This window comes from Streptomyces sp. NPDC059142 (genome assembly GCF_042755665.1).
Lineage (GTDB): Bacteria > Actinomycetota > Actinomycetes > Streptomycetales > Streptomycetaceae > Streptomyces.
In genome coordinates this window covers 14,487-36,075 of record NZ_JBHZDA010000072.1, presented here as the reverse complement: position 1 = coordinate 36,075, position 21,589 = coordinate 14,487, and the positions used below count along the sequence as shown (strand labels likewise).

The window sequence follows — 21,589 nt, the reverse complement described above, 5'->3', positions numbered from 1 at the left end:
GGCGTCACACAGTTCGTGTGACGCGGCCCGCGGCGTGTGCTGTTGTGCGCTTGATGCGGTCAGGCGGACTTCCGGCTGTCCCGCGGGTGCACGGCGATGTTCATGGCGCCGGAGCGCAGGACCGCCAGCCTCTCGGCCAGCACCTCCTCCAACTCCTCGCGTGTGCGCCGCTCCATGAGCATGTCCCAGTGCGTACGCGCAGGCTTGCCCTTCTTCTCTTCGGGGCCATCCCCGTCCACCAGGAGTGCCTGGGCGCCACACGCCTTGCACTCCCACTCCGGCGGAATTTCCGCCTCTACCGAGAACGGCATCTCAAATCGATGGCCGTTCTGGCATGCGTACTCCACCGCCTGGCGCGGGGCCAGATCGATGCCGCGGTCCGTCTCGTAGCTGGTCACCACGAGTCGCGTGCCGCGGAGAGCTCGCTCACTCATGAATCGTGCCTCCCGGGCTTGTCGCCCACAGGACAGGTGTCGCTGTCGTCGTCATCCGGTCAACGTTCGGTCGGCGGTAAAGATTCCCGTTACGGGTCGTGCCTCGTCCGTCGTGCCGCTGCTTATCAAGGGTTGCGTACCCACCGGCGCCCGGTTTGTCACATCTAACAGGAGATGTCACCCAACGATTTCATTGGTCGAGTACGCAGTAACGGTCCGCCTGGCAGGCCAAACGCGTACACTACCGCCCTTTCACTTCAACGTCTAAATCCGGTCCGGTACGGGGTTCCCCGCGGCGGCGATCGCCGCCTTGACGGGTACCCGCGCCAGCAGCGCCGAACCGATCGCGAAGAAGACCACCAGCGAGATGATCGCATCCCGGTAGCTCCCGGTGAGCTGGAACGCGAGACCGAACACCAGCGGCCCCAGCCAGCTCAGCCCCCGGTCGCTCATCTCGTACGCGGAGAAGTACTCGGCCTCCTTGCCGCTCGGTACGAGATGGGAGAAGAGCGAACGCGAGAGCGCCTGGCTGCCGCCCAGCACCAGACCGATCGCCGCGGCCATCAGATAGAACGCGACCGGCGCCCCCGCGGGCAGGAAGTAGCCCGCCGCGAGGATCAGCGTCCAGACGGCCAGCGAACCCAGGATGACGCGTTTGGCCCCGTACGCCCTGGCCATCCGGCCCATTCCCAGCGCGCCGGCCACCGCCAGGATCTGCACCAGCAGTACGGCGGTGATCAGCGTCGTCTGGTCCAGGCCCAGCTCCTCCGAGCCGTAGATGGACGCCTGGGAGATCACCGTCTGGATGCCGTCGTTGTAGATCAGATAGGCGAGCAGGAAGGAGAGCGTCAGCGGATGGCGGCGCATGTCCCGCAGCGTGGCCATGAGCTGCCGCCAGCCGGTGCCCACCGCCCCCTCGCCGCGCGGCGCCACCCGCCGGTCGCGCAGCCGCCGCAGCGGTACGAGCGTGAAGGCGCCCCACCAGAGCCCCGCCGACGCCAGACAGATCCGTACCGCCGTCGACTCGGAGACCCCGAAGGCGTCGTGCCCGGTGTAGAGCACCAGATTGAGGACCAGGACCAGCGCGCCCGAGGTGTAGCCGAACGCCCAGCCCCGCGAGGAGACCGCGTCCCGCTCGTCCGGCTCCGCGATCTGCGGCAGATACGCGTTGTAGAGCACCATCGAGACCGCCAGCGCGGCGTTCGCCACGACGAGCAGCAGCGCACCCAGCAGGTAGCGGTCCCCGTCGAGGAAGAACATGCAGGTCGTGGCCGTCGCCCCGAGATACGCCGATGCCGCGAGCAGCGGCTTCTTCCGCCCGGTGCGGTCCGCCACCGCGCCCACCAGCGGCATCACCAGCACCGCCACCACGATCGAGACGGAGACCGCGTACGCGAAGACCGAGCCCGCGCGCACCGGGACGCCCAGCGGATGGACGAACCCCTCGGCGTCGGCGGCGTTCTTCGCCACCGACGTCAGATAGGGGCCGAGGAAGACGGTGAGCACGCTCGTCGAATAGACCGAGCACGCGAAGTCGTAGAAGTACCAGCCGTGTTGCTCACGCTTGAGGGCCTTCGCCCCGTCGGCCTGCTCCACCGTGTCAGCGGTCACCCGCGCTGCCTCGCTCTCCCCGTACGGACGCCGCGCCCGGCCCTCGGTACCCACCCGGGCACTACCGCCAGGCTCCCCGTGCGGTCAACACCGAGCGCAGCGTTTCCAGTTGATCAGTCATGATGCCATCCACGCCGAGATCGACAAGCGCTTCCATGCGTACGGGGTCGTTGACCGTCCACACATGGACCTGGAGTCCGCGCGCGTGCGCCGTCCGCACGAAGCGCTCGTCCACCACCCGGACGCCGTTCTGCGCCTCGGGGACCTGGGCGCAGACCGCGCCGGCCCGGACCGGGACGGGGATCCCGTACGACCGCAGCCGCAGGGCCGCCACGCCCCGCACCCCGTACGAGGTGGCCAGCCGGGGGCCCGCGAGACGGGCCGCGCGGGCCACCCTGGCCTCGGAGAACGAGCCCACGCACACCCGGTCCCAGCTCCCGGTCGCGCGGATCAGCTCGACCAGCGGGACCAGGGCGGGCGCCGCCTTGATGTCCACGTTCCAGCGGGCCTCGGGGAACTCCTCCAGCAGCTCCGCGAAGAGCGGCAGCGGCTCATGGCCCGCCACCCTCGCCCGCCGCACCTCGTGCCACGGCAGCTCCGCGATGGCGCCCCGGGCGTCCGTCACCCGGTCCAGCGTCGGATCGTGGAAGGCGACGAGCCGCCCGTCCGAGGTGGCGTGCACATCGGTCTCGAAGTAGCGGTAGCCGAGACCGGCCGCACGGCGGAAGGCGGCGGCCGTGTTCTCCAGGCCGTCCGCGGCGCCGCCCCGGTGGGCGAAGGGAATGGGGCCGCCCGCGCCGGGCCGGTCCAGATAAGGGTGGAGTTCGCGCGTCACGGCCGCAGTATGGCGCCTCCCGGTGACCCGGCGGCGACCACCGTGCTGCCGTTGTCCGCCGCGGGGATGGCGAAGACCCGCAGGAAGAGCTGGGCCAGCGGCCCGATGGCCAGCGTGTACGCCACCGTGCCGACACCCACGGAACCGCCGAGCGCGAACCCGGTGGCGACGACCGCCACCTCGATCGCGGTACGCACCAGCCGCACCGAGCGGCCCGTCAGCCGGTGCAGCCCGGTCATCAGACCGTCCCGCGGCCCCGGGCCGAAGCGGGCCGCGATGTAGAGCCCGGTGGCCACCCCGTTGAGCACGATCCCCGTGACCAGCAGCGCGATCCGCGCGGGCAGCGCGTGCGCCTCGGGGACCAGGGCGAGCGTCGCGTCGATCGCCAGCCCCACCACGAAGACGTTGGAGACCGTGCCCAGCCCCGGCCGCTGCCTGATCGGAATCCAGAGCAGCAGCACCGCCGCGCCCACGACGATCGCCACGACCCCCATCGAGAGCCCCGTCAGCTCGGACAGCCCCTGGTGCAGCACCCCCCACGGCTCCAGCCCCAGACCGCCGCGCACCACCAGCGCCGCGCTCGCGCCGTACAGCGCGAGACCGACGTAGAGCTGACAGAGCCGACGGGCCAGATGAGGGGTCCGGAGACCGGAGGTGATGGACATGATGCCGTCCCTTGATGCAATGGTGGACTGATGCGTGTCACTCTGTGGCAGGCCGACAGCGACCAACCAGGGCCAATTCGGGGAAGGTGGACTGATTTCCATGGCACAGTGGACCTCGGCGGTCGGAGCGGCTCAGCTCGCCCGGCAGCTCCAAGCCCAGCAGCCCCGGCCCGCGGGCCCCGGCAGCCGCCGCCCGCCCGCCTACCGGGCGCTCGCCGACGGTATCCGGCTGCTCGTCCTCGAAGGCCGCGTCCCCGTCGCCGCGCGCCTCCCCGCCGAACGCGAACTGGCGCTCGCCCTCACCGTCAGCCGTACGACCGTGGCCGCCGCCTACGAGGCGCTGCGCTCCGAGGGCTTCCTGGAGTCCCGCAGGGGCGCGGGAAGCTGGACGGCCGTCCCCGCGGGGCACCCGCTGCCCGCGCGCGGCCTCGAACCCCTGCCGCCCGAATCGCTCGGCTCCGTCATCGACCTCGGTACGGCCGCGCTGCCGGCCCCCGAGCCCTGGCTCACCCGGGGCGTCCGGGGCGCGCTGGAGGAGCTGGCGCCGTACGCCCACACCCACGGCGACTATCCGGCGGGACTCCCGGCGCTGCGGCAGATGCTCGCCGACCGCTACACGGCGCTCGGCGTCCCGACCATGCCCGAACAGATCATGGTCACCACCGGCGCCATGGGCGCGATCGACGCGATCTGCCACCTCTTCGCCGGCCGGGGCGAACGGATCGCCGTGGAGTCGCCCAGCTACGCCAACATCCTCCAGCTCATGCGCGAGGCGGGCGCCCGGCTGGTGCCCGTCGCCATGGCCGAGGGCCTGACCGGCTGGGACCTCGGCCGCTGGCGCCAGGTGCTGCGCGACGCGGCGCCCCGGCTCGCGTACGTCGTCGCCGACTTCCACAACCCGACGGGCGCCCTGGCCGACGAGGACCAGCGGCGCGGTCTGGTCGACGCGGCACGCTCCGCGGGCACCGTCCTGGTCGTCGACGAGACCATGTCCGAGCTGCGCCTCGACCCGGAGGTGGACATGCCGCGCCGGGTCTGCGCCTTCGACCCGGCGGGCAGCACGGTCCTCACGGTCGGCTCCGCCAGCAAGGCGTTCTGGGCGGGGATGCGGATCGGCTGGGTGCGCGCCGCCCCCGACGTGATCCGCTCCCTGGTCGCCGCGCGCGCCTACGCGGACCTGGGTACCCCGGTGCTGGAACAGCTCGCCGTCAACTGGCTGATGCGGACCGGCGGCTGGGAGGAGGCCGTCGCGCTGCGCCGCGCCCAGGCCCGCGAGAACCGGGACGCGCTGGTGGCGGCGGTGCGCGAGCGGCTGCCCGGCTGGCGGTTCGACGTGCCGCACGGCGGGCTGACCCTGTGGGTGCGCACCGGCGGGCTCTCCGGCTCCCGGCTGGCCGAGGTGGGCGAGCGGGTCGGCGTACGGGTGCCCTCGGGGCCCCGCTTCGGGGTCGACGGGGCGTTCGAGGGGTACGTACGACTGCCGTTCACCGTGGGCGGCCCGGTCGCCGTGGAGGCGGCGACCCGGCTCGCGGCGGCGGCGCGCCTGGTGGAGACGGGCGCGGCCACGGGCACCGACGCGCCGCGCACCTTCGTCGCCTGAGCCTCTGAGCCCCTGAGCCCCTGAGCGTCCGAGCGCCCGGGGTGCGTCAGCCCTCGGCGGCGACCGGCGCGGGCGCCTGTCCCGGCACCTGTTCGTACGCCTGCCGCTGGGTCTGCTGGCGGGGCGGCAGCAGATCCAGCACGGCGCGGCGGTGCGCCTCGCCCGTGGCGTCGTCGTACGGGTCGGGCGTGGCCGGGACCTGGAGCCTGAGCACGGGGGCCGTGCCGAGCCGTACGTACCCCCGGCCGGGCGGGACGTCCGGGGTGGGCGTGGTGTGCGGCTCCACCCCGAGCACCGCCGCCACCCGCGCGGGCGTGGCGGGCCCGAGGACGATCCGGGCGCGGGTGTGCGCGGTCACGTCCGGGTGCAGCAGGTCGAGGGCGTCGAGGTGTTCGGCGACGACGACGGTCACCTGCGCGGTCCTGCCGTGCCGCAGCGGGACCTGGAGCAGCTCCTGCGGATCGGGCCGGCCGCCGGCCGCCGCGAGATGGCCGAGGACGCCCGGCCGGTCGCAGAGGACCCACAGCGGGCGCCGGGCGTCCTCGGGGGCGGGGAGCCCGGCTTGGCGGGCGCGGTCGATCTCGATCAGCCGCCGTTCGGTCTCGCGCGCGGCCCAGTCGAGACCGGCGAGCGCCCCTTCGAGTCCGCACTCCACGGCGAGCACGCCGGTACGCCCGGCCAGACAGGCGAAGTCGCCGTTCCCGCCGCCGTCCACGACCAGGACGTCGCCGTGGGGCAGCGCCTGGAGCGCGAGCGAGCGCAGCAGGCCGGTGGCGCCGCTGCCCGGCCTCCCCGCGACCAGCAGATGCGGCTCGGGGGAGCGCGGCCCGGTCCGCCAGACCACCGGGGAAGCGTCCCGGTGGCCGGTGTCCGTCGCCACGGGCACGGTGCGCGGTACGGCGCCGTCGTCGGTGAAGCCGAGGACGCTCTCGCCGGGCGCCGTGACGAAGCGCTGGGCGGCGATGTCGGTGGGGAGCGGGGGCAGGACCGTCATCAGCAGCCGGTTGCCCTCCTCGTCCCAGTCGAAGAGGTACTCGCGTCCGCGCCCCGACTTCGCGTGCAGGAGCTGTTCGACCCGGGCGCGTTCCGCGGGTTCGCCGTCGGGGAAGTACGGCGGGTAGGTCACCTGGAGCCGGGTGAGCCGGCCTTCGCCGTCGAAGGCGTGGTCGGCGAAGGCGGTGCTCCACGCGCCGCCGTGGGTGAAGAGCGGACTGGGATCCTCCGCGACCGCGAAGTACGGCACGAGGGCCTCGTAGAGGGACTGGAGGCGCCGTACCTCCGCCTCGTCGGGGCCGGTCCGCACGGTCGGGCGGTCCCGTCCCTGCCAGCCGGCCACGCCCATCACGGTGAGCAGGGCCAGCAGTGGCCCGTACGGCATGAGCACGACCAGCAGGACACAGGCGGCGGCCAGGAACAGCGTGGGACCGCGCCGGTCCTTGGGCATGGCCGCCCATCTCCGGCGGGTCGCGGCGGCCATCAGCCGCAGGCCGCGGACGATCGTGATCAGCGGATGGAGCACGTCGGTGGCGCCGTCCGCGGCCGTGCGGGCCATCTCCCGCCCGCGCGCGATCCGGTCGCCGCCGCTGGTCAGCAGGTGGGTGAGGGGGAGCCGGGCCACGTCTGTCTCCTGGGGGTGGGGAAGGGATGGGCGGGCGTCAGAACTTGATCCCGCCCAGGAGGCCGGCGAGGCTCGCGCCGCCGGCCGTGATGCTCGGCGCGATGGCGGTCCCCGCGAGGTAGAAGCCGAAGAGTGCGCAGACGATCGCGTGCGACGCCTTGAGCCCGTCCTTCCGGAAGAAGAGGAAGACGATGATTCCGAGCAGTACGACGCCGGACATGGACAGAATCATGAGCATTCTCCTGGTTTGTGGGGACAGTCACCATGAGTTCTTCCAGGATCACGAAAAGTATCTATGCGATAAAAGGTGCAAATGAGTGAAATGTTCTGCATTTCACTGAACTGGCGCACGAGCGCCCGCCACCCCGTCCGAGGACGTCCGGAGTCTCCGCTTCCTCTTACGGCACCGGGCAGTACCCTGTCGGTTTACTCCGCACAGACATTCCGGAAGGCGGTCCCGCCGATGAGTGAAGCCCCCGACCCCGAGGTGATCGAACTGGCCTCGAAGGTCTTCGATCTGGCCCGCACGGGCGAGGCCGTGACGCTCGCCGCCTACGTCGACGCCGGGGTGCCCGCCAACCTCACCAACGACCGGGGCGACTCCCTCCTCATGCTCGCCGCCTACCACGGCCACCTGGCGGCCGTGGAAGCGCTCCTCGCCCGCGGCGCCGACGCCGGCCGGGGCAACGACCGCGGCCAGACCCCCCTCGCCGGAGCCGTCTTCAAGGGCGAGGACGAGATCATCCGCGCACTGCTCGCCGGTGGAGCGGATCCGGCCGACGGCAGCCCCTCCGCGGTGGATACCGCGCGCATGTTCGGGAAGACGCACCTCCTGGAGCTGTTCGGGGCCCGGTGACCGTCGTGACGGACAGCGTCGTAAATGTGGTCGCGGTGGCGAAATGGCTGGGTCATCATGACGACGGGCCCACGGAGGGCCACCGACGAGAGGCAGGAAAGATGGTCTGCGTGAGGCAGAAGACGACAACGGACGGCCGAACATGTCGCCGCACCGTCTAGACGAGTCATTCCGAAGTCCCGTCTGCGGTGAGGTGCCGTGCACGCGCATCCGCGGCGCTGTCGTCGGTCGTCCCCAAGGCCTCGGCCCGGCTCGACCGGGGGAGGCTCCGTCCGCTCCCGCGTCGCCTCCTTCCTCCGCCCTGCGGCCGCACGCACCTGACACCGCCCCGCCCGCCCCACGGGGCGGACGACGCTACTTCGGAACAACTCGTCCAGAGCCGCGACCGGCGATGCCCGCCCCCGACGAGGCGGAGACCGCCGGAAGAGGCACACGGACGTGGTCAGGTCCGAGAGGGCTTCGGCACCACACCCCCCGGTTGCGTCGACAGCTTGATGTGAGGCTTTCTCCATGTTCGATCCAGTCATAGCGCCGAGCGGCACGCTGCTCGGCCTGTTGCAGAGGGGCCGCGGCGACGGCACGCTGCACGCCCTCGCCGCACCCCGGGCGGAGGCGCTCGCCGCCCTCAACCACTGCGTGCTGAACGACCCGCGCCACGACTGGCAGGTCGAGAACCGCTCGCTGTACTACGCCCGTCTCTATCTGGACATCCACGGCGGTCTCGACGCCATCGACGACCACCTCTTCCGCGCCGAGGACCACCTCGACCCGGACGAGTCGCGCACCGGGCTGTCGCTCGCCGTCCTCGGCCACCTCGCCGCGTACGGCAGGCACGACGCGCTCGACCTGCTCCGGCGCTACACCGCCACCGGCACCAACTGGGCCTGGGCCCTGGACGAGCTCGCGCTGCGCGACGACGACACGGGCCTGCGCGCCCTCGCCGGCCCCGTCCTCGACCGCTTCCCCGCCACCCCCGACGGCGACGCGGAACTGGCGTCCACCGTGCGCGACGCCTTCGAACCCCGGCCCTGGCGGCTCTGGGCCGACGACCCGCGCCCCACGGTCGGCGCCCGCATCAGAGCCGCCGGCGAACAGGGCTCCTTCGACCGCTGGCAGCGCCAGATGCGGCCCAGCGGCCCCCGCCCCGGCTGGAGCGTCCAGGCCGTCTTCGACTGGGCCCAGCAGGGCCTGGAACGCGGCACCGAACTCCACCTCCCCGCGGCCCGCTGCCTCACCGCCGTCGCCGGACCCGGCGACCGTCCGCTCATCGTCGAGGCGGCCAGGAGCGGCCCCGGCGGGGCGCGCTGCGCCGCGCTCCACTACCTGGCCGAGGCCCGTGACCCGGCCGTCCTCGACCTGATCGAGGCGGCGGCCGGCGACCCGCACCGGGCCGTCGCCCACGCCGCGGTCTCCGCCTTCGAGCGGATGTGCGGCGACGAGGCCGTCGACCGGGCCCGCGGCTGGATCCACCGCCCCGACGCCCTCGGCGCGTCCGCCGCCGGCGTCCTCGCCTGCCGCGGCGGTACGAAGGACACCCCCCTGGTTCTCGGCGCCCTGCGCGAGACCGTGCGGGCGGAGGGCCCCGACTCGCCCCGGCTGTGGTCCCTCGTCGACGGCACGGGCCGCCTCGGCATCGTCTGCGCCGCACCCGTGCTGCGCCATGTCTACCGGGAGACCGCCTCTTCCCAGCTCCGGGGCCGCGCGGCCCGCGCCCTGGCCGCCACCGACCCCTCGTACGCCACCGGGTTCGCCGTCGAATGCCTGTGGGACTGCGAGGAGACCACCCGGGAGATCGCCGCGCTGCACGCCGAGACCGGCGACGTCCGCGTCGCCGACCGGCTGCGGCGGCTCGCCGCCGACCCGGCCGAGGAGGCCGAGGTCCAGACGGCCGTACGCAACCGGATGGGCCCGGACGCGGCGACCCGGTGAACACGCCGTAACACCCCGGGTGTGGCGCGGGGACACCACGCGCCGCACCCGGGACACCCTCGCCCGGAGCAGGGACGCCCCGCTTCCAATGCTCACGGGACGTTCCCCACGCGGAAAGATCCACGTTGGCAGGGACACGCTCGGTACGACGACAACACGGATATGCGTGTCGTCATCGTCACCGAGTCCTTCCCGCCCGACGTCAACGGCGTGGCCCACTGCGCCCTCCAGACCGCCCGGCACCTCGCCGCGCGCGGTCACGACCCCCTCGTCATCGCCCCCTCCGTCGCCGGCGACGACGAGACCGACACACCGTGCCCCGTGGTACGCGTGCCCTCCCTGCCCCTGCCCGGCTATCCCCAGGTACGGGTGGCCCTCCCCAGCCGCCGGATCGCGGCCACCATCACCGCCCACCGCGCCGACCTCGTCCACCTCGCGAGCCCCTTCGTCCTCGGCGTCCGCGGCATGACCGCCGCCGCCCGCCTCGGCGTCCCCGCCGTCGCCGTCTACCAGACCGATCTGGCCGGCTACGCCCGTACCTACGTGGGCGCGGGGGAGGCCGCCGCCTGGCGCCGCCTCAAGGCCGTCCACACCGCGGCCGACCGCACCCTCGCCCCGTCCAGCGCCGCCGTCGCCGACCTCGCCGAACACGGCATCCCCCGGGTCAGCCTCTGGCCGCGCGGCGTGGACACCGTACGGTTCCGCCCCGAACTGCGCGACGAGGCGCTGCGGCGCCGGCTCGCCCCCGACGGCGAACTGATCGTCGGCTACGTCGGCCGGCTCGCCGCCGAGAAGCACGTCGAACTCCTCGCGGGCGTCTGCGCCCTGCCCGGCGTCCGCGTCGTCATCGTCGGCGACGGCCCCAGCGAGACCTCCCTGCGCACCGCCCTGCCCGGCGCCGTCTTCCTCGGACGCACCACCGGCGCCGCGCTCGCCAGGACCTTCGCCTCCTTCGACCTCTTCGCGCACACCGGCCCCTACGAGACCTTCTGCCAGACCGTGCAGGAGGCCATGGCCAGTGGCGTCCCGGTGATCGCGCCCGCCGCGGGCGGACCGCTCGACCTCGTCGATCACGGCCGTACGGGACTCCTCGTCACCCCGCACGACACGGACGCCGTCACCGAGGCCGTCCGCACCCTCGCCCACGCGCCCGCCCGCCGCGCCGCCTACGGACGGGCCGGCCGCGCCGCCGTCGAGGACCGGACCTGGGCCGCCGTCGGGGACCAGCTCCTCGGCCACTACGCCGAGGTGCTCGGCGCGCGCACGGCGGTGGTCGCGTGAGCGCGCTGCGGATCGTACGGCTCGCCAACTTCGTCACCCCGTCCTCCGGCGGACTGCGCACCGCCCTGCACGCACTGGGCAGCGGCTACCGCACGGCCGGACACGAACCGGTACTGATCGTCCCCGGGGAGCACGCGTCCGACGAGGACACCGAACAGGGCCGGGTGATCACCCTGCCAGGACCCGAACTGCCCGGCACCGGCGGCTACCGTGTCCTGGCGGCCCGGCGCCGCCTGCGCGACGTGCTCGAAGGGATCGCGCCCGACCGGCTGGAGGTCTCCGACCGGACCACCCTGCGCTGGACCGGCGAATGGGCCAGACGCCACCGGATCCCCTCCGTCATGGTCTCCCACGAGACGGCCGACGGGGTGCTGCGCACCTGGGGCGTGCCGGGAGCGGCCGCAGGCCGCGCCGCCGACCGGCTCAACACCCGCAGCGCCTGGGCGTACTCACGGATCGTCTGCACCACCGAGTGGGCGGAGCGCGAGTTCCTGCGCATCGGCGCCCGCAACGTGGTGCGCGCCCCGCTCGGCGTGGACCTCGACCGCTGCCGCCCGCAGCGCCGCGACCCCGCCCTGCGCGCCCGGTACGCCAGGGGCGCCGACGTCCTCCTCGTCCTCGGCTCCCGGCTGTCCGTCGAGAAGCGGCCCGGCGCCGCGCTCGACACGCTGGCCGAGCTGCGCCGGCGGGGCGTCCGCGCGTCGCTGGTCGTCGCGGGCGAGGGACCGCTGCGCGCCGGACTGGCCCGCAGGGCCGGGGCACAGGGGCTGCCCGCGGTCTTCCTCGGCCATGTCGGCGACCGCGCCGCGATGGCCGGCCTCCAGGCGTCCGCCGACATCTGCCTCGCCCCGGGCCCCGCCGAGACCTTCGGCCTCTCCGCCCTGGAGGCGCTGGCCTGCGGCACCCCGGTCGTCGCCAGCGCCTCGTCCGCGCTGCCCGAGGTGATCGGCGACGCGGGCCGGGCGGCGGCCGACGACGCGGTCTCCTTCGCGGACGCCGTCGAGGACCTGCTGGCCCGCCCCGAGGACACCCGTCGCGCGGCGGCCCGCGCACGGGCCGAACTCTTCGGCTGGGACACGGCCGTGGCCGGCTTCCTCGCCGCGCACGACGCCCACCCCGTGACCACCGCCCCGCGCCCGGACGGGACACGCCGATGACCCCGCAGACCGGACCCGCGCCCACGGCCACCCCTCTGGAGTCCGTACCGTCCCCGCGGCGCGGCGGCACCAGCCGCACCCCGGCGACCGCGCCCCCGCGGTACGCCGCGCTCGGGGACTCCCTCACCTTCGGGATCGGCGACCCCGTCGACGGCGGCGCGTGGCGCGGATGGGCCGCGCTGCTCGGAGCCGCCCTCGGCGGCGAGGACGGGACACCGTTCCGGAACTTCGCCGTCAGCGGCGCCCTCACCCGCGACGTCGAGGAGCGGCAGACCCCCGACGCCCTGGCCTTCGCCCCCGACATCGCCTCCGTCGTCGTCGGCGTCAACGACACGCTCCGCTGCGCCTTCGACATCCAGGACCTCGCCCCGCGCATCGACCGTATCTGCGCCGCCCTCGCCGCACAGGGCACCGTCCTGCTCACCGCCTGTCTGCCCGACCCCGGCGCCATGCTCGGACTGCCCGCCCCGCTCGCCCGGCCGCTCGCCCGGCGCCAGCGGGCCGTCAACGCCGTCGTCCACGCCCTCGCGACCCGGTACGACACCGTCCACCTGCACCTCGCCGACACCGCCTGGGTCACCGACCGGACGCTGTGGAGCGCCGACCGGCTGCACCCGGGGGAGCGCGGCCACCGCCTGATCGCCGCGGGCTTCCACGCGGCGCTCACCGCACGGGGGTTTGCCCTCGGCCCGCCGCCCGCCCCGGATCCCGACCGGGCGCCGCCCACCCGCGCCGAGTCGCTGCGCTGGCTCGCGACCTCCGGCACCGGATGGGTGGCCCGCCGCTGCCGCGACCTGCTGCCCGAACTGCTGCGCCTGGCGGGCGACGAGGTCACGCACTGGGCCAGGGGCAGCGGCGCCCGCCTCGACCTCAAGGCCGAGCACGCCCTGTCCATGGCCCTGGCCGCGCTCGCCGCCACCCCGGCGGGCCAGGGGAATTGAGCGGACGACACCGGGGCGCTCTGCGTCGTTTCGACCGTTGTCAGTGCGAGGACATAATCTGTGCACGTGACTTCGCCTGCCCCGACGGATTTCGTTCCGCCCCAGCTCAGCGCGGGGCCGCGGCCCGCCCAGGGCCCGGCCGCCGACGAAGGGCTCGCGCGGCGCCTGCGCGCGCTCGCCTGCACCGCGCCGCTGCACGACCTGGACACCCGTAAAGCCAATCTGGCGGGCGAGTACTCGGTGTACGCGATGGCGGAGGTCGCGCTCTCCGCCATCGACCTGGTCACGCTCAACATGGACTTCGACACCGGGGCCGACCACGAACAGATAGTGGCCAGACTCCTGCCCCGTATCGCCGCCCAGGCCCCCCGCCGTCCGGTCGCCGAGCACGAACGCGTCGCCCGCTGGGTCCTGGAGAACCTGATCAACGTGGGCAGCGTGGACCGCGGCTTCCGCGCCGTGTACGGCACCTTCGGCACGGACGGCGTCTACACCCGCAGGGACTACGACTTCAAGCTGATCGAGGAGGTCCCGGGACCCGGCGGCAGCGTCTTCCTCCGTACGACCGACGAAGCGGTCAACGTCCTGGTCGGCGCCCTCGACACGGACGTCACCAGCGCCCAGATCGCCGCCGAGGTCAAGCTGGAGGTCCTGATCAGCCGGGGCAGGCTGGCCGACGCCCAACTCGCCGCCGAACAGGCCAGGTACCGCACCGTCCAGTACGCGGAGACGCTGCGCAGGACGCTGGAGGCGACCCGGCGCAACGTACGGGCCGTCGACTGGCTCCACGCCGTCCCCGACATGATCGACGAAGCCCTCGACCACGTGGCCGACCGGTACCGCCACGAGAACGCGATCCTGACGAACATCCGCAAGGCGCGCGACGAGGCGGAGACCGGCAGCGACCCCAGGACGGCCGAACACAAACGACGCGCGGCCGAACTCGTCGACATCGTCAAGGACTGCATCCGCCGGCACACCCAACTCCAGTCCCGCCTCCTGGAGGCGGGCCCCCTCTTCCGCGCCGAACAGGACCGCCAGGCGTTCGCCCGGCCCACCGCCCACACCGGACTCGACCTGTACGGACAGCTCGTCGCCCCGCTGCTGCCCCTCCCGGTGGAGCAGGCCGGCCGCGTCACGGACGCCTTCTTCGCCCGCGGTACGGGGCTGCGCACCCCGGCGTCCGTCCGGGTCGGCGACCTGATCGACCTGCTGCTGACCCCACCGGTGGAGCGCGAACACCTGGGCGCCGAGATGCCGGAACCGGACCTGATCGCGACACCGGACGACAGCCGCTTCAGCGAGGAGCAGCTCGCGAGCGCGAGAGAACTCCTCGACCTGGAACACGACGCGCCGCGCAGACTCTCCGGCCTCCTCGCCGAGGCCCGCCTGCGCGACCCCGAACTGCCCTACCTCGTCGCCCTCCTGGCCATCCACGCGGCCAGCCCACCGGTGGGCACCGCCTACCGCCAGGGCGAGGAACGCCTGCTCTTCGCCGTGGACGACGGCACCCCGCTCGACGACTGGGAGTTCGGCGGCGCCGACCTGATCGTGGGCACGGCGCTGCTGGACGCGGCGGGCATGACGGCGGACCGCACGGAGGCGGCATGACCGCAGCCGCGGAGCGCCCACCGGCGGGAGGGGGCCGGGGCCGCAGGAGGCGCGGGTCCGGGGACTGAAGCGTGATGTGTGCCGCGCAAGGGGCCCGTACCTCGCTCTTCCGCCCCGCACACGGCGCACGGCATGCCGTCCGGACATGTCCCTCCGCGGGCCCCCGGCCCCGCGCCACGACGTACCACCCGTACCCCCCTCAAGGAGCCGCTCCGTGAGCGACCACACCGCCGAGCCTTCCGCCACGTGGCACGACCCCACCGACCCGGACCCGGCCGAGCCCGCCACGCCGAGCGCCGGCGCGAGCCGGACCGTCACCCCCGCCGACGCGGCCGACGCCGCCCGCCTCGTCTCCTTCGGGCTCCAGCCCAAGCTGCTGCCGGCCCGGGACGCCGAGTACACCGAACTCCTGCGCCGCTACCGCGAGGACCCGGCCTTCGCCCGCGTCGCCGACGCCGTCGCCACCGGGTTCGGCCTCGTCGTCCTCGAAGTCTCCCCGCGCGCCGGCATGGCCGTCACCGCCGCCGAGGACTCCGTCTTCGCCGTCCGCATGGGCGACTACGCCCGCCGCGCCTCCACCGACTCCGCCGACCGCTTCCTGCACGGCCTCGCCCATCTCGCCGTCGCGGCCCTGGCCTTCCCCCGCCCCGAGGACCTCGCCGACGACGGATACATCGGCCGGATCACGGTCAACGGCGTCGACGCGTTCGTCCGGCAGGCCTGCCGCCGCCTGGAGGAACGCGCCGAGCGCGACGGGGAGAACACCGACCCGTCGACCGACGCCCCCGGCCTGGAGGCCGCCTGGCGTACGTACGCGCGGCGCAGCGCCACCGGCGCCACCAAGGACGCCCGCCGCCTCGCCGGGTCCACGACCGGCATCATCGGCAAGGCCGTCGCGTTCCTCACCGACTCCGGGTTCCTCCAGCGCACCGGTGACGACGCCGGAGGCGCCTACCGCACCACCGCCCGCTACCAGCTCCAGGTGCGGGACATGGCGGGCCACGCGGCCCTCACCGAACTGCTGGAGCTGGGCGTCGTACCCGTCTCCGACGGCTCCGCCACCCTGCTGCCCCCGCCCGACGGCGACGACCTGGAACTGGCGGCCGACGCGGGCCTCCCCTTCCACGCCTGACGGCGACCCGCACACCCGCACCCACCCGCCGCACCATCCACCCCACCGACCCGCCCCACCGCCATCCACCAGACGAGAGTCCGCCATGTACGAGCTGTCCCGGGTCCGCCTCTACTCCATCGGCCCCGCCGGCGCGCGCTACGCCGACACCGTGCTCGACCTGCGCGGCGTGGGCGCGCCCGTACCCCGGCCCGCGCCCACCCAGGCGGAGTTCTTCGAGGAGGACCCGGTCGGCCCGCCGCGCCGCCCCGCCCCCGCGGGCGTCCTCTTCCTGGAGAACGGCGGCGGCAAGTCCGTCCTGCTCAAGCTGATCTTCTCGGTGATGCTGCCAGGACACCGCAACACCCTCGGCGGCGCCAGCTCCGGCGTGCTGCGCAAGTTCCTGCTGGCCGACGACTGCGGCCATGTCGCCCTGGAGTGGCAGCACACCCTCACCGGGGAACTCGTCGTCGTCGGCAAGGCCAGCGAATGGCGCGGCCGGCAGGTCTCCAACGACCCGCGCAAGTTCGCCGAGGGCTGGTACTCCTTCCGGCCGGGCCCCGGGCTCAGCCTCGACTCGCTGCCGGTCGCCGAGTCCACCGCCGTCCGGCCGCCCGTCGAAGGCGTCTCCGGCGCGCGCGGCAGGCGCCGCACCATGAAGGGGTTCCGGGACGCCATCACCGAGGCGGGCAAGTTCTATCCGCATCTCGACGTCCACTGGGAGGAGATCCACGACCGCTGGAACGAACACCTCGGCGATCTGGGCCTCGACCCCGAACTCTTCCGCTACCAGCGCGAGATGAATGCCGACGAGGGCGAGGCCGCCGGTCTCTTCGCCGTCAAGAAGGACTCCGACTTCACCGACCTCCTGCTGCGCGCCGTCACCGACACCCGGGACACCGACGGCCTCGCCGATCTGGTCGGAGGCTTCGGCAACAAGCTGGGCCGCCGTGCCGAACTCACCGCGGAGCGCGACTTCACCGCGGGGTCCGTCGATCTCCTCGGCCGGATCGTGGAGGCGACCGGGACCCGCTCCCGCGCCCGCGACGTCCACGCGGGCGCCGAGCGCCGCGCCCGTACGCTCGTCACACGGCTCACCGGGCGCGCCGATGAGGAGCGCGGCCGGGCCGCCGACCTCGCCCAGCAGGTCACCGCCGCCGCCCACACCGTCACCGAGGCCGAGCGGGCGCGCGGCCGCAGCGCGCTGATCGCCGCCGAACTCGCCTACCGGCACGCCTCCCTGGCCCTCACCGCCGCCGAGAAGCGCGCCGCCGCCCAGCGCCGGGAGCTGACCGACGCCCGGACGCTCCACTCCGCCTGGCAGGCCGCCGAGAACGTGCTGCGTCACCGGGCGGCCGCCGACCGCTCCGCGCGCGTGGCCGTCGCGATCCGGGAGGCCGAGCGCGACGCGGCGCCCGCGCTGGCCGCCCGCGCCACCGCCGCCGCCGATCTCGTCCGGGCGCTGCACGCCGCCGCCGAGGAGGGCGAGCGCCTCGCGAACGAGGAGGAGGAGCGCTCCGCCACCCTCCAGGAGACCGGCGAGGCCGCCCACCGCGACGCGACCTCCGCCGCCACCGACGCGCAGCGCGCCCGCAGCGAGGCCGGCCATCTGCGCCAGCGCCTCGCCGAGGTCGAGCAGGAGACCGCAGAGGCGGTCCGGGCCGGCTGGCTCGACGACACCGCGCCCGACGCCGATCCGGCCCGCGCCGCGCTCGCCGCCAGCGACGCCGAGAAGACCGCCGTCGCCCTGTGGGACGCGGCACGCGACTCGGCGCGTACGGCGGGGGACCGGGCCAGGGAGGCGGCGTCCGCCGAATCCCGCGCCGAACTGGCCGCCGCCCGCGCCGCCGACGCCGCCCGCGCCGCGGAGCAGTCCTACGAGGCCGAGCGCCGCGCCGCCGAGTCCATCGCCGGGGACGAACGCCTCGGCGAACTGCTCAGCCTGCCCACGACGGCCGCCGCCTCGGCCCCCGCGCGGAACGCGGTCCCGGGGCAGCGCACCGGCCAGGACCCGGACCCGGACACGGACCACCACGGGAGCGACGGAGAACCGCACGGCGCGCAGGACGGCCCCGACGCACGCCGGAGGCAGCCGTCCCCGCGGACCGCCGAGGGCCCCCTGAGCCCCGAGGAGCTGGACCGGTACGCCGACGAGCTGCGCGAACTCCTCGACCAGGGCATCACCTCCGCCGAGCGGAGCCTCTTCGAGCTGCGGACCGCCGCCGCCGACGACGCGCGGATCCTCGGCGCCCTCGGAGACGGAGGGCTGCTGCCCGCGGGCCCCGACGTGCTCGCCACCGTCGAATTCCTCGGCGAGCACGGCATCCCCGCCCTCCCCGGCTGGCGCTATCTCGCCCAGGCCGTCGACCCCGCCGACCACGCCGCCGTCCTGGCCGCCCGGCCCGAGCTGGTCGACGGCGTCGTGATCACCGACCCCGACTCGCACGCCCGCGCCCGGGAAGCGCTCTCCGGCGCAGCCCTGCTGCCCCGCTCCACCGTCGCCGTCGGCACCGCCGCCGCGCTGCTGGCCCCGGTGCCCGCGCCCGGCGCGGACACCGCCGCCGACAGCGGCGTCTTCCTCGTACCGCCGAACCCGGCCATGCACGACGAACACGCCGCCGACGAGGAGCGGCAGACGCTGCGCGCCCGCGCCGCCGCCCGCGACGAGGAGATCCGTACCCTCGCCGCCCGGCTGACCGGCGACCGCTCGCTCGCCGCCAGGATCGGATCCTGGCGCGCCGACTGCCCGCCCGGCATGCTCACGGAGCTGTCCGCCGCCGTGGCCACGGCCCGGGAGAGCGCGGAGACGGCCGCGGCCGCGCTCACCGAGGCGCGTACGGTACGGGCCGAGGCGGACGAGACCGCCGCCGACACCGCCCGGGTGCGCGACGAGCGCCAGGAGACCGCCCAGCGCGCCCGCCGGGCCGCCGATGTGCTCTCCGGCCTCGCGTTCCGGCTCCGCGAGCGCTCCGGCTGGCAGGCCAAGCTGCGGGAACTGACCGACGACGCCGCCGAGTACGAGGCACGCGCGGCGGTCCGGCTGGAGCGGGCCCGCGCCGCCGACGAGGACCGCAGGGCCGCCCAGCGCGCGGGCGACGACGCGCGCCGTACCGCACGCGCCCTGCGCGCCGAGCGCGCCGAGATCGCCGGCGCCCCCGAGACGATCCCCGAGGCGGCGCCGGACGCCCCGCGCGCCGCGCTGCCCGCGCTGCGCGAGGCGTACCGGGCGGCCTCCCAGCTGTACGAGAAGGTGGGCGTCGGCGCCGATCTGCGCGCCGAACAGGCCCGCGCGGAGAGCGACGAGAGCGGCGCGCTCGCCGAACTGGACCGGCTCACCAACAAGGTCCGCACCCGCGCCGCCCAGCTCCTGGAATCCACCGACGGGGCCGACGGACCGTCCCGGCAGGCCGCCGCGGCCCGCGCCGAGTCCCTGGTCCAGATGCTGGAGTCGCGCGCCTCGGCCGCCAGTGAGCAACTGGGCCGGTTCCGCGGCGAGGCCGAACGTCTCGCCCCCGACGACGGCGACACCCACACCGAACTCCCCGAGGACCAGGTCCCCGCCGACGCCGAGCAGGCTCAGGCCCTGCTCCGTACGGCCACCACCGAACTGGCCGTACGGTCCGACGCGCTGGAGACCGCGCGGGGCGCGCACGGCGAGCTGCTGTACGCGCACCGCGCCGCCGAGGAGGCCGCCGGCGGCTTCGACGAGACGGCGGCGCTCCTGCGCGACCTGCTGCGCGGCGCCGTCACCGAGGAGTCCGACGCCGAGGAGACGCCGCGCCCCCCGGAGCCGTACACGGGCACCCTGGAGGAGGCCCGCCACTCGACCTCGGAGGCCCGCCGCTCACTGCGCGCCTGCGCGGCCGACCTCTCCGCGGCGGAGGCGGGCGTACGGGAGGCGTGCGACGTGCTCGTACGGCACGCCAACTCCACCCGGTACGAACAGGTGCGCACCCCCGCCAGACAGCAGATCCGTGAACTGCCCGCGTCCGCCCTGCCCGAGCACGCGGCCGCGTGGGAGCAGGCGTTCGCGCCCCGGCTGCGGGTCCTGACCGACGAGCTGGCGCAGTTGGAGCGCAACCGCGACTCCATCGTCGACCGGCTGCGCGGGCTGGTGGAGTCCGCGCTGACGACGCTCCGTTCGGCGCAGCGGCTCTCGCGGCTGCCCGAGGGGCTGGGGGAGTGGTCGGGACAGGAGTTCCTGCGGATCCGCTTCGAGGAACCGGACCGCGCGACGCTCACCGAGCGGCTGGGCGAGGTCATCGACGAGGCGACCAGCGCCGCTCTCAAGAAGAACTCCGACCTGCGCAGGGACGGCATGTCCCTGCTGCTGCGCGGGGTGCAGGCGGCGCTCGAACCCAGGGGCATCGCCGTGGAGATCCTCAAGCCCGACGCCGTGCTGCGCGCCGAGCGCGTACCCGTCGGACAGATGGGCGACGTCTTCTCCGGCGGTCAGCTCCTGACCGCGGCGATCGCCCTGTACTGCACGATGGCGGCGCTGCGCAGCAACGACCGGGGGAGGGACAAGCACCGGCACGCGGGCACGCTCTTCCTCGACAACCCGATCGGCCGCGCCAACGCCACCTATCTGCTGGAACTCCAGCGCGCGGTCTCGGACGCGCTGGGCGTGCAGCTCCTCTACACGACCGGCCTCTTCGACACGACGGCGCTCGCCGAGTTCCCGCTGGTCATCAGGTTGCGCAATGACGCGGATCTGCGCGCGGGGCTGAAGTACATCAGCGTGGAGGAGCATCTGCGGCCCGGGCTGCCGCAGCGGGACCCGGACGGCGAGCCCGTGCACGGCGAGATCACCGCGACCCGCATGTTCAAGCGCACCCCGGACCCGGTCTCAGCCCCGGACCCGGTCTCAGCCCCGGACCCGGCCTCCGCCCCGGACCCGGCCTCCGAGCCCGCGTCCGGCTCCGCCCCCGCGTCCGCCCCGATCCCGGCCCCGGCAGCCAGCCCGGACCCTGACCCGGCGCCGGAGGCCGTGAGGGAGCCGTAACAGCACCCGCAACGGCCCCCGGAACCAGGGCCGTTCCGGTGGTCAGGCCGCCTTGAGCCCGCCCGGGGTCTGCTCCTCGCTCCTGGCGGGCGCGCCCGCCGGCGGTATCCGCACCCCGGCGCGCGCCGCGCTCCTGGCGGCCCGGCGCGCCCTGCGCCGCTCACGGCGCAATTGCCGCGCCGTACTGCTGGGCGCGGAGACCACTCCGTACCGCTGGTTCCACACCTGGCGCGTGACCCAGACGTCCAGCACGCCCCAGGTGGCCACCACCGTCGAGGCCACGCTGCTCAGCACCATCGGGAAGGCCAGCCAGGACCCCGCGAGCGTGCTGAGGAACGCGGTCATGGCTTGAATCAGTGTCACGGCGGTGATGATGACCGCCCGGACCGCGGCCGTCCTGACCGGATCCGGCAGGCGGTAGGACCGCGCGGGCTCCTCGACCCACAGCCCGCGCGAGACCTGCTCGAACTCGCCCGCCGACACCGCACCCCGCCGCTCATCCGTCTTCATGGACCGTCACTCCCCAACCCGCTCCCCAACCCGCTGTCCGTATCAAGGGTGACTGCCCGGCTCGTCACGCTTCACGCCGTCCCGGAACCGAACCGGCCCCGAAACGTGATGCGCGCGCCGCTCGCCGTGCGCTGTGCTTCCCCCTGATCCCCGTACATAAGGACGAATGTCCGCCCACAAAGATTCCCCACCGGACCGTCAAACGAATGTTTTCGGCCATCTGTCTTGACCAGTAGCTGTCTTCCCCTGTGAAACGCCTCCACCGCAGGCGGACGTCATCTCGCCGAATACCGGGACAACTCATGATCAAGGAGTCAGGGGGCGGCTGAAAAACATACGGACGTGTCTTCGAGTTGCCGGTGTGACAGTAGTAGGCTCGCGCCGTTTGCTGACGAAGTATCTCCCGCAACAGGCGGGGATCGACC

Annotated in this window: 16 protein-coding genes; 9 read left to right on the top strand and 7 right to left on the bottom strand. The window is 74.2% G+C overall.

Annotated elements, in window-relative coordinates; genetic code table 11:
* Window positions 1–59 precede the first annotated feature (59 nt).
* From ACFXPK_RS23545 to ACFXPK_RS23530, 4 genes are all read right to left on the bottom strand, one after another.
* A complete protein-coding gene (locus tag ACFXPK_RS23545) occupies window positions 60–434 on the bottom strand; it encodes an RNA polymerase-binding protein RbpA (RefSeq protein ID WP_003959706.1) in 375 nt (124 codons plus the stop codon).
* Between the two features lie 264 nt (window positions 435–698).
* Entirely contained in the window at window positions 699–2,045 is a 1,347-nt protein-coding gene (locus ACFXPK_RS23540; protein ID WP_385001613.1) for an MFS transporter, read from the bottom strand.
* A 61-nt stretch (window positions 2,046–2,106) separates the two neighbouring features.
* Window positions 2,107–2,880: a glycerophosphodiester phosphodiesterase gene (locus ACFXPK_RS23535; RefSeq protein WP_385001610.1), complete on the bottom strand. Its 774-nt coding sequence runs from the start codon at window positions 2,878–2,880 to the stop codon at window positions 2,107–2,109.
* Entirely contained in the window at window positions 2,877–3,545 is a 669-nt protein-coding gene (locus tag ACFXPK_RS23530) for a YitT family protein (protein WP_385001607.1), read from the bottom strand. The genes ACFXPK_RS23535 and ACFXPK_RS23530 overlap by 4 nt, the downstream gene beginning before the upstream one ends.
* 100 nt (window positions 3,546–3,645) lie before the next feature.
* Between ACFXPK_RS23530 and ACFXPK_RS23525 the strand changes: the two genes are divergently transcribed.
* Complete coding sequence (locus tag ACFXPK_RS23525; protein WP_385001604.1) at window positions 3,646–5,145, top strand: PLP-dependent aminotransferase family protein; 1,500 nt, start codon at window positions 3,646–3,648, stop codon at window positions 5,143–5,145.
* A gap of 46 nt (window positions 5,146–5,191) precedes the next feature.
* On the opposite strand, the gene ACFXPK_RS23520 is transcribed toward ACFXPK_RS23525, so the two are convergent.
* Together ACFXPK_RS23520 and ACFXPK_RS23515 are read right to left on the bottom strand one after the other, a co-directional pair.
* A complete protein-coding gene (locus tag ACFXPK_RS23520; RefSeq protein WP_385078323.1) occupies window positions 5,192–6,763 on the bottom strand; it encodes a hypothetical protein in 1,572 nt (523 codons plus the stop codon).
* Window positions 6,764–6,800: 37 nt separating this feature from the next.
* Window positions 6,801–6,995, bottom strand: coding sequence for a hypothetical protein (locus ACFXPK_RS23515; RefSeq protein ID WP_114627688.1), 195 nt, complete (start codon window positions 6,993–6,995; stop codon window positions 6,801–6,803).
* 231 nt (window positions 6,996–7,226) lie between these two features.
* Between ACFXPK_RS23515 and ACFXPK_RS23510 the strand changes: the two genes are divergently transcribed.
* The 8 genes from ACFXPK_RS23510 (at window position 7,227) to ACFXPK_RS23475 (ending at window position 20,654) form a co-directional block, all read left to right on the top strand.
* Complete coding sequence (locus ACFXPK_RS23510; protein ID WP_385001597.1) at window positions 7,227–7,619, top strand: ankyrin repeat domain-containing protein; 393 nt, start codon at window positions 7,227–7,229, stop codon at window positions 7,617–7,619.
* Window positions 7,620–8,129: 510 nt separating this feature from the next.
* A complete protein-coding gene (locus ACFXPK_RS23505; RefSeq protein WP_385001594.1) occupies window positions 8,130–9,548 on the top strand; it encodes a HEAT repeat domain-containing protein in 1,419 nt (472 codons plus the stop codon).
* Between the two features lie 162 nt (window positions 9,549–9,710).
* Window positions 9,711–10,829, top strand: coding sequence for a glycosyltransferase family 4 protein (locus ACFXPK_RS23500; protein ID WP_385078319.1), 1,119 nt, complete (start codon window positions 9,711–9,713; stop codon window positions 10,827–10,829).
* On the top strand, window positions 10,826–11,986 hold the full coding sequence (locus ACFXPK_RS23495; RefSeq protein ID WP_385001588.1) for a glycosyltransferase: 1,161 nt from the start codon (window positions 10,826–10,828) through the stop codon (window positions 11,984–11,986). The genes ACFXPK_RS23500 and ACFXPK_RS23495 overlap by 4 nt, the downstream gene beginning before the upstream one ends.
* Window positions 11,983–12,927, top strand: coding sequence for an SGNH/GDSL hydrolase family protein (locus ACFXPK_RS23490; RefSeq protein WP_385078316.1), 945 nt, complete (start codon window positions 11,983–11,985; stop codon window positions 12,925–12,927). Before ACFXPK_RS23495 ends, ACFXPK_RS23490 begins: the two co-directional genes overlap by 4 nt.
* Window positions 12,928–12,993: 66 nt before the next feature.
* Window positions 12,994–14,538 (top strand): hypothetical protein, encoded by a 1,545-nt coding sequence (locus tag ACFXPK_RS23485; RefSeq protein WP_385001582.1) that lies wholly within the window; start codon window positions 12,994–12,996, stop codon window positions 14,536–14,538.
* A gap of 214 nt (window positions 14,539–14,752) precedes the next feature.
* The gene (locus tag ACFXPK_RS23480) at window positions 14,753–15,670 is read left to right on the top strand and encodes a hypothetical protein (RefSeq protein ID WP_385078314.1); all 918 of its coding nucleotides are present in this window, start codon (window positions 14,753–14,755) and stop codon (window positions 15,668–15,670) included.
* Between the two features lie 85 nt (window positions 15,671–15,755).
* Complete coding sequence (locus ACFXPK_RS23475) at window positions 15,756–20,654, top strand: hypothetical protein (RefSeq protein ID WP_385078311.1); 4,899 nt, start codon at window positions 15,756–15,758, stop codon at window positions 20,652–20,654.
* Between the two features lie 42 nt (window positions 20,655–20,696).
* On the opposite strand, the gene ACFXPK_RS23470 is transcribed toward ACFXPK_RS23475, so the two are convergent.
* Window positions 20,697–21,164: a hypothetical protein gene (locus tag ACFXPK_RS23470; RefSeq protein ID WP_385006548.1), complete on the bottom strand. Its 468-nt coding sequence runs from the start codon at window positions 21,162–21,164 to the stop codon at window positions 20,697–20,699.
* Window positions 21,165–21,589 lie beyond the last annotated feature (425 nt).

What these genes read in the sequence shown, in the direction of transcription:
- ACFXPK_RS23505 (WP_385001594.1), top strand. Translation starts at nt 8,130, where the DNA reads ATGTTCGATCCAGTCATAGCGCCGAGCGGCACGCTGCTCGGCCTGTTG.
- ACFXPK_RS23475 (WP_385078311.1), top strand. Translation starts at nt 15,756, where the DNA reads ATGTACGAGCTGTCCCGGGTCCGCCTCTACTCCATCGGCCCCGCCGGC.
- ACFXPK_RS23470 (WP_385006548.1), bottom strand. Translation starts at nt 21,164, where the DNA reads ATGAAGACGGATGAGCGGCGGGGTGCGGTGTCGGCGGGCGAGTTCGAG.
- ACFXPK_RS23525 (WP_385001604.1), top strand. Translation starts at nt 3,646, where the DNA reads ATGGCACAGTGGACCTCGGCGGTCGGAGCGGCTCAGCTCGCCCGGCAG.
- ACFXPK_RS23500 (WP_385078319.1), top strand. Translation starts at nt 9,711, where the DNA reads ATGCGTGTCGTCATCGTCACCGAGTCCTTCCCGCCCGACGTCAACGGC.
- ACFXPK_RS23530 (WP_385001607.1), bottom strand. Translation starts at nt 3,545, where the DNA reads ATGTCCATCACCTCCGGTCTCCGGACCCCTCATCTGGCCCGTCGGCTC.
- ACFXPK_RS23515 (WP_114627688.1), bottom strand. Translation starts at nt 6,995, where the DNA reads ATGATTCTGTCCATGTCCGGCGTCGTACTGCTCGGAATCATCGTCTTC.
- ACFXPK_RS23545 (WP_003959706.1), bottom strand. Translation starts at nt 434, where the DNA reads ATGAGTGAGCGAGCTCTCCGCGGCACGCGACTCGTGGTGACCAGCTAC.
- ACFXPK_RS23510 (WP_385001597.1), top strand. Translation starts at nt 7,227, where the DNA reads ATGAGTGAAGCCCCCGACCCCGAGGTGATCGAACTGGCCTCGAAGGTC.
- ACFXPK_RS23490 (WP_385078316.1), top strand. Translation starts at nt 11,983, where the DNA reads ATGACCCCGCAGACCGGACCCGCGCCCACGGCCACCCCTCTGGAGTCC.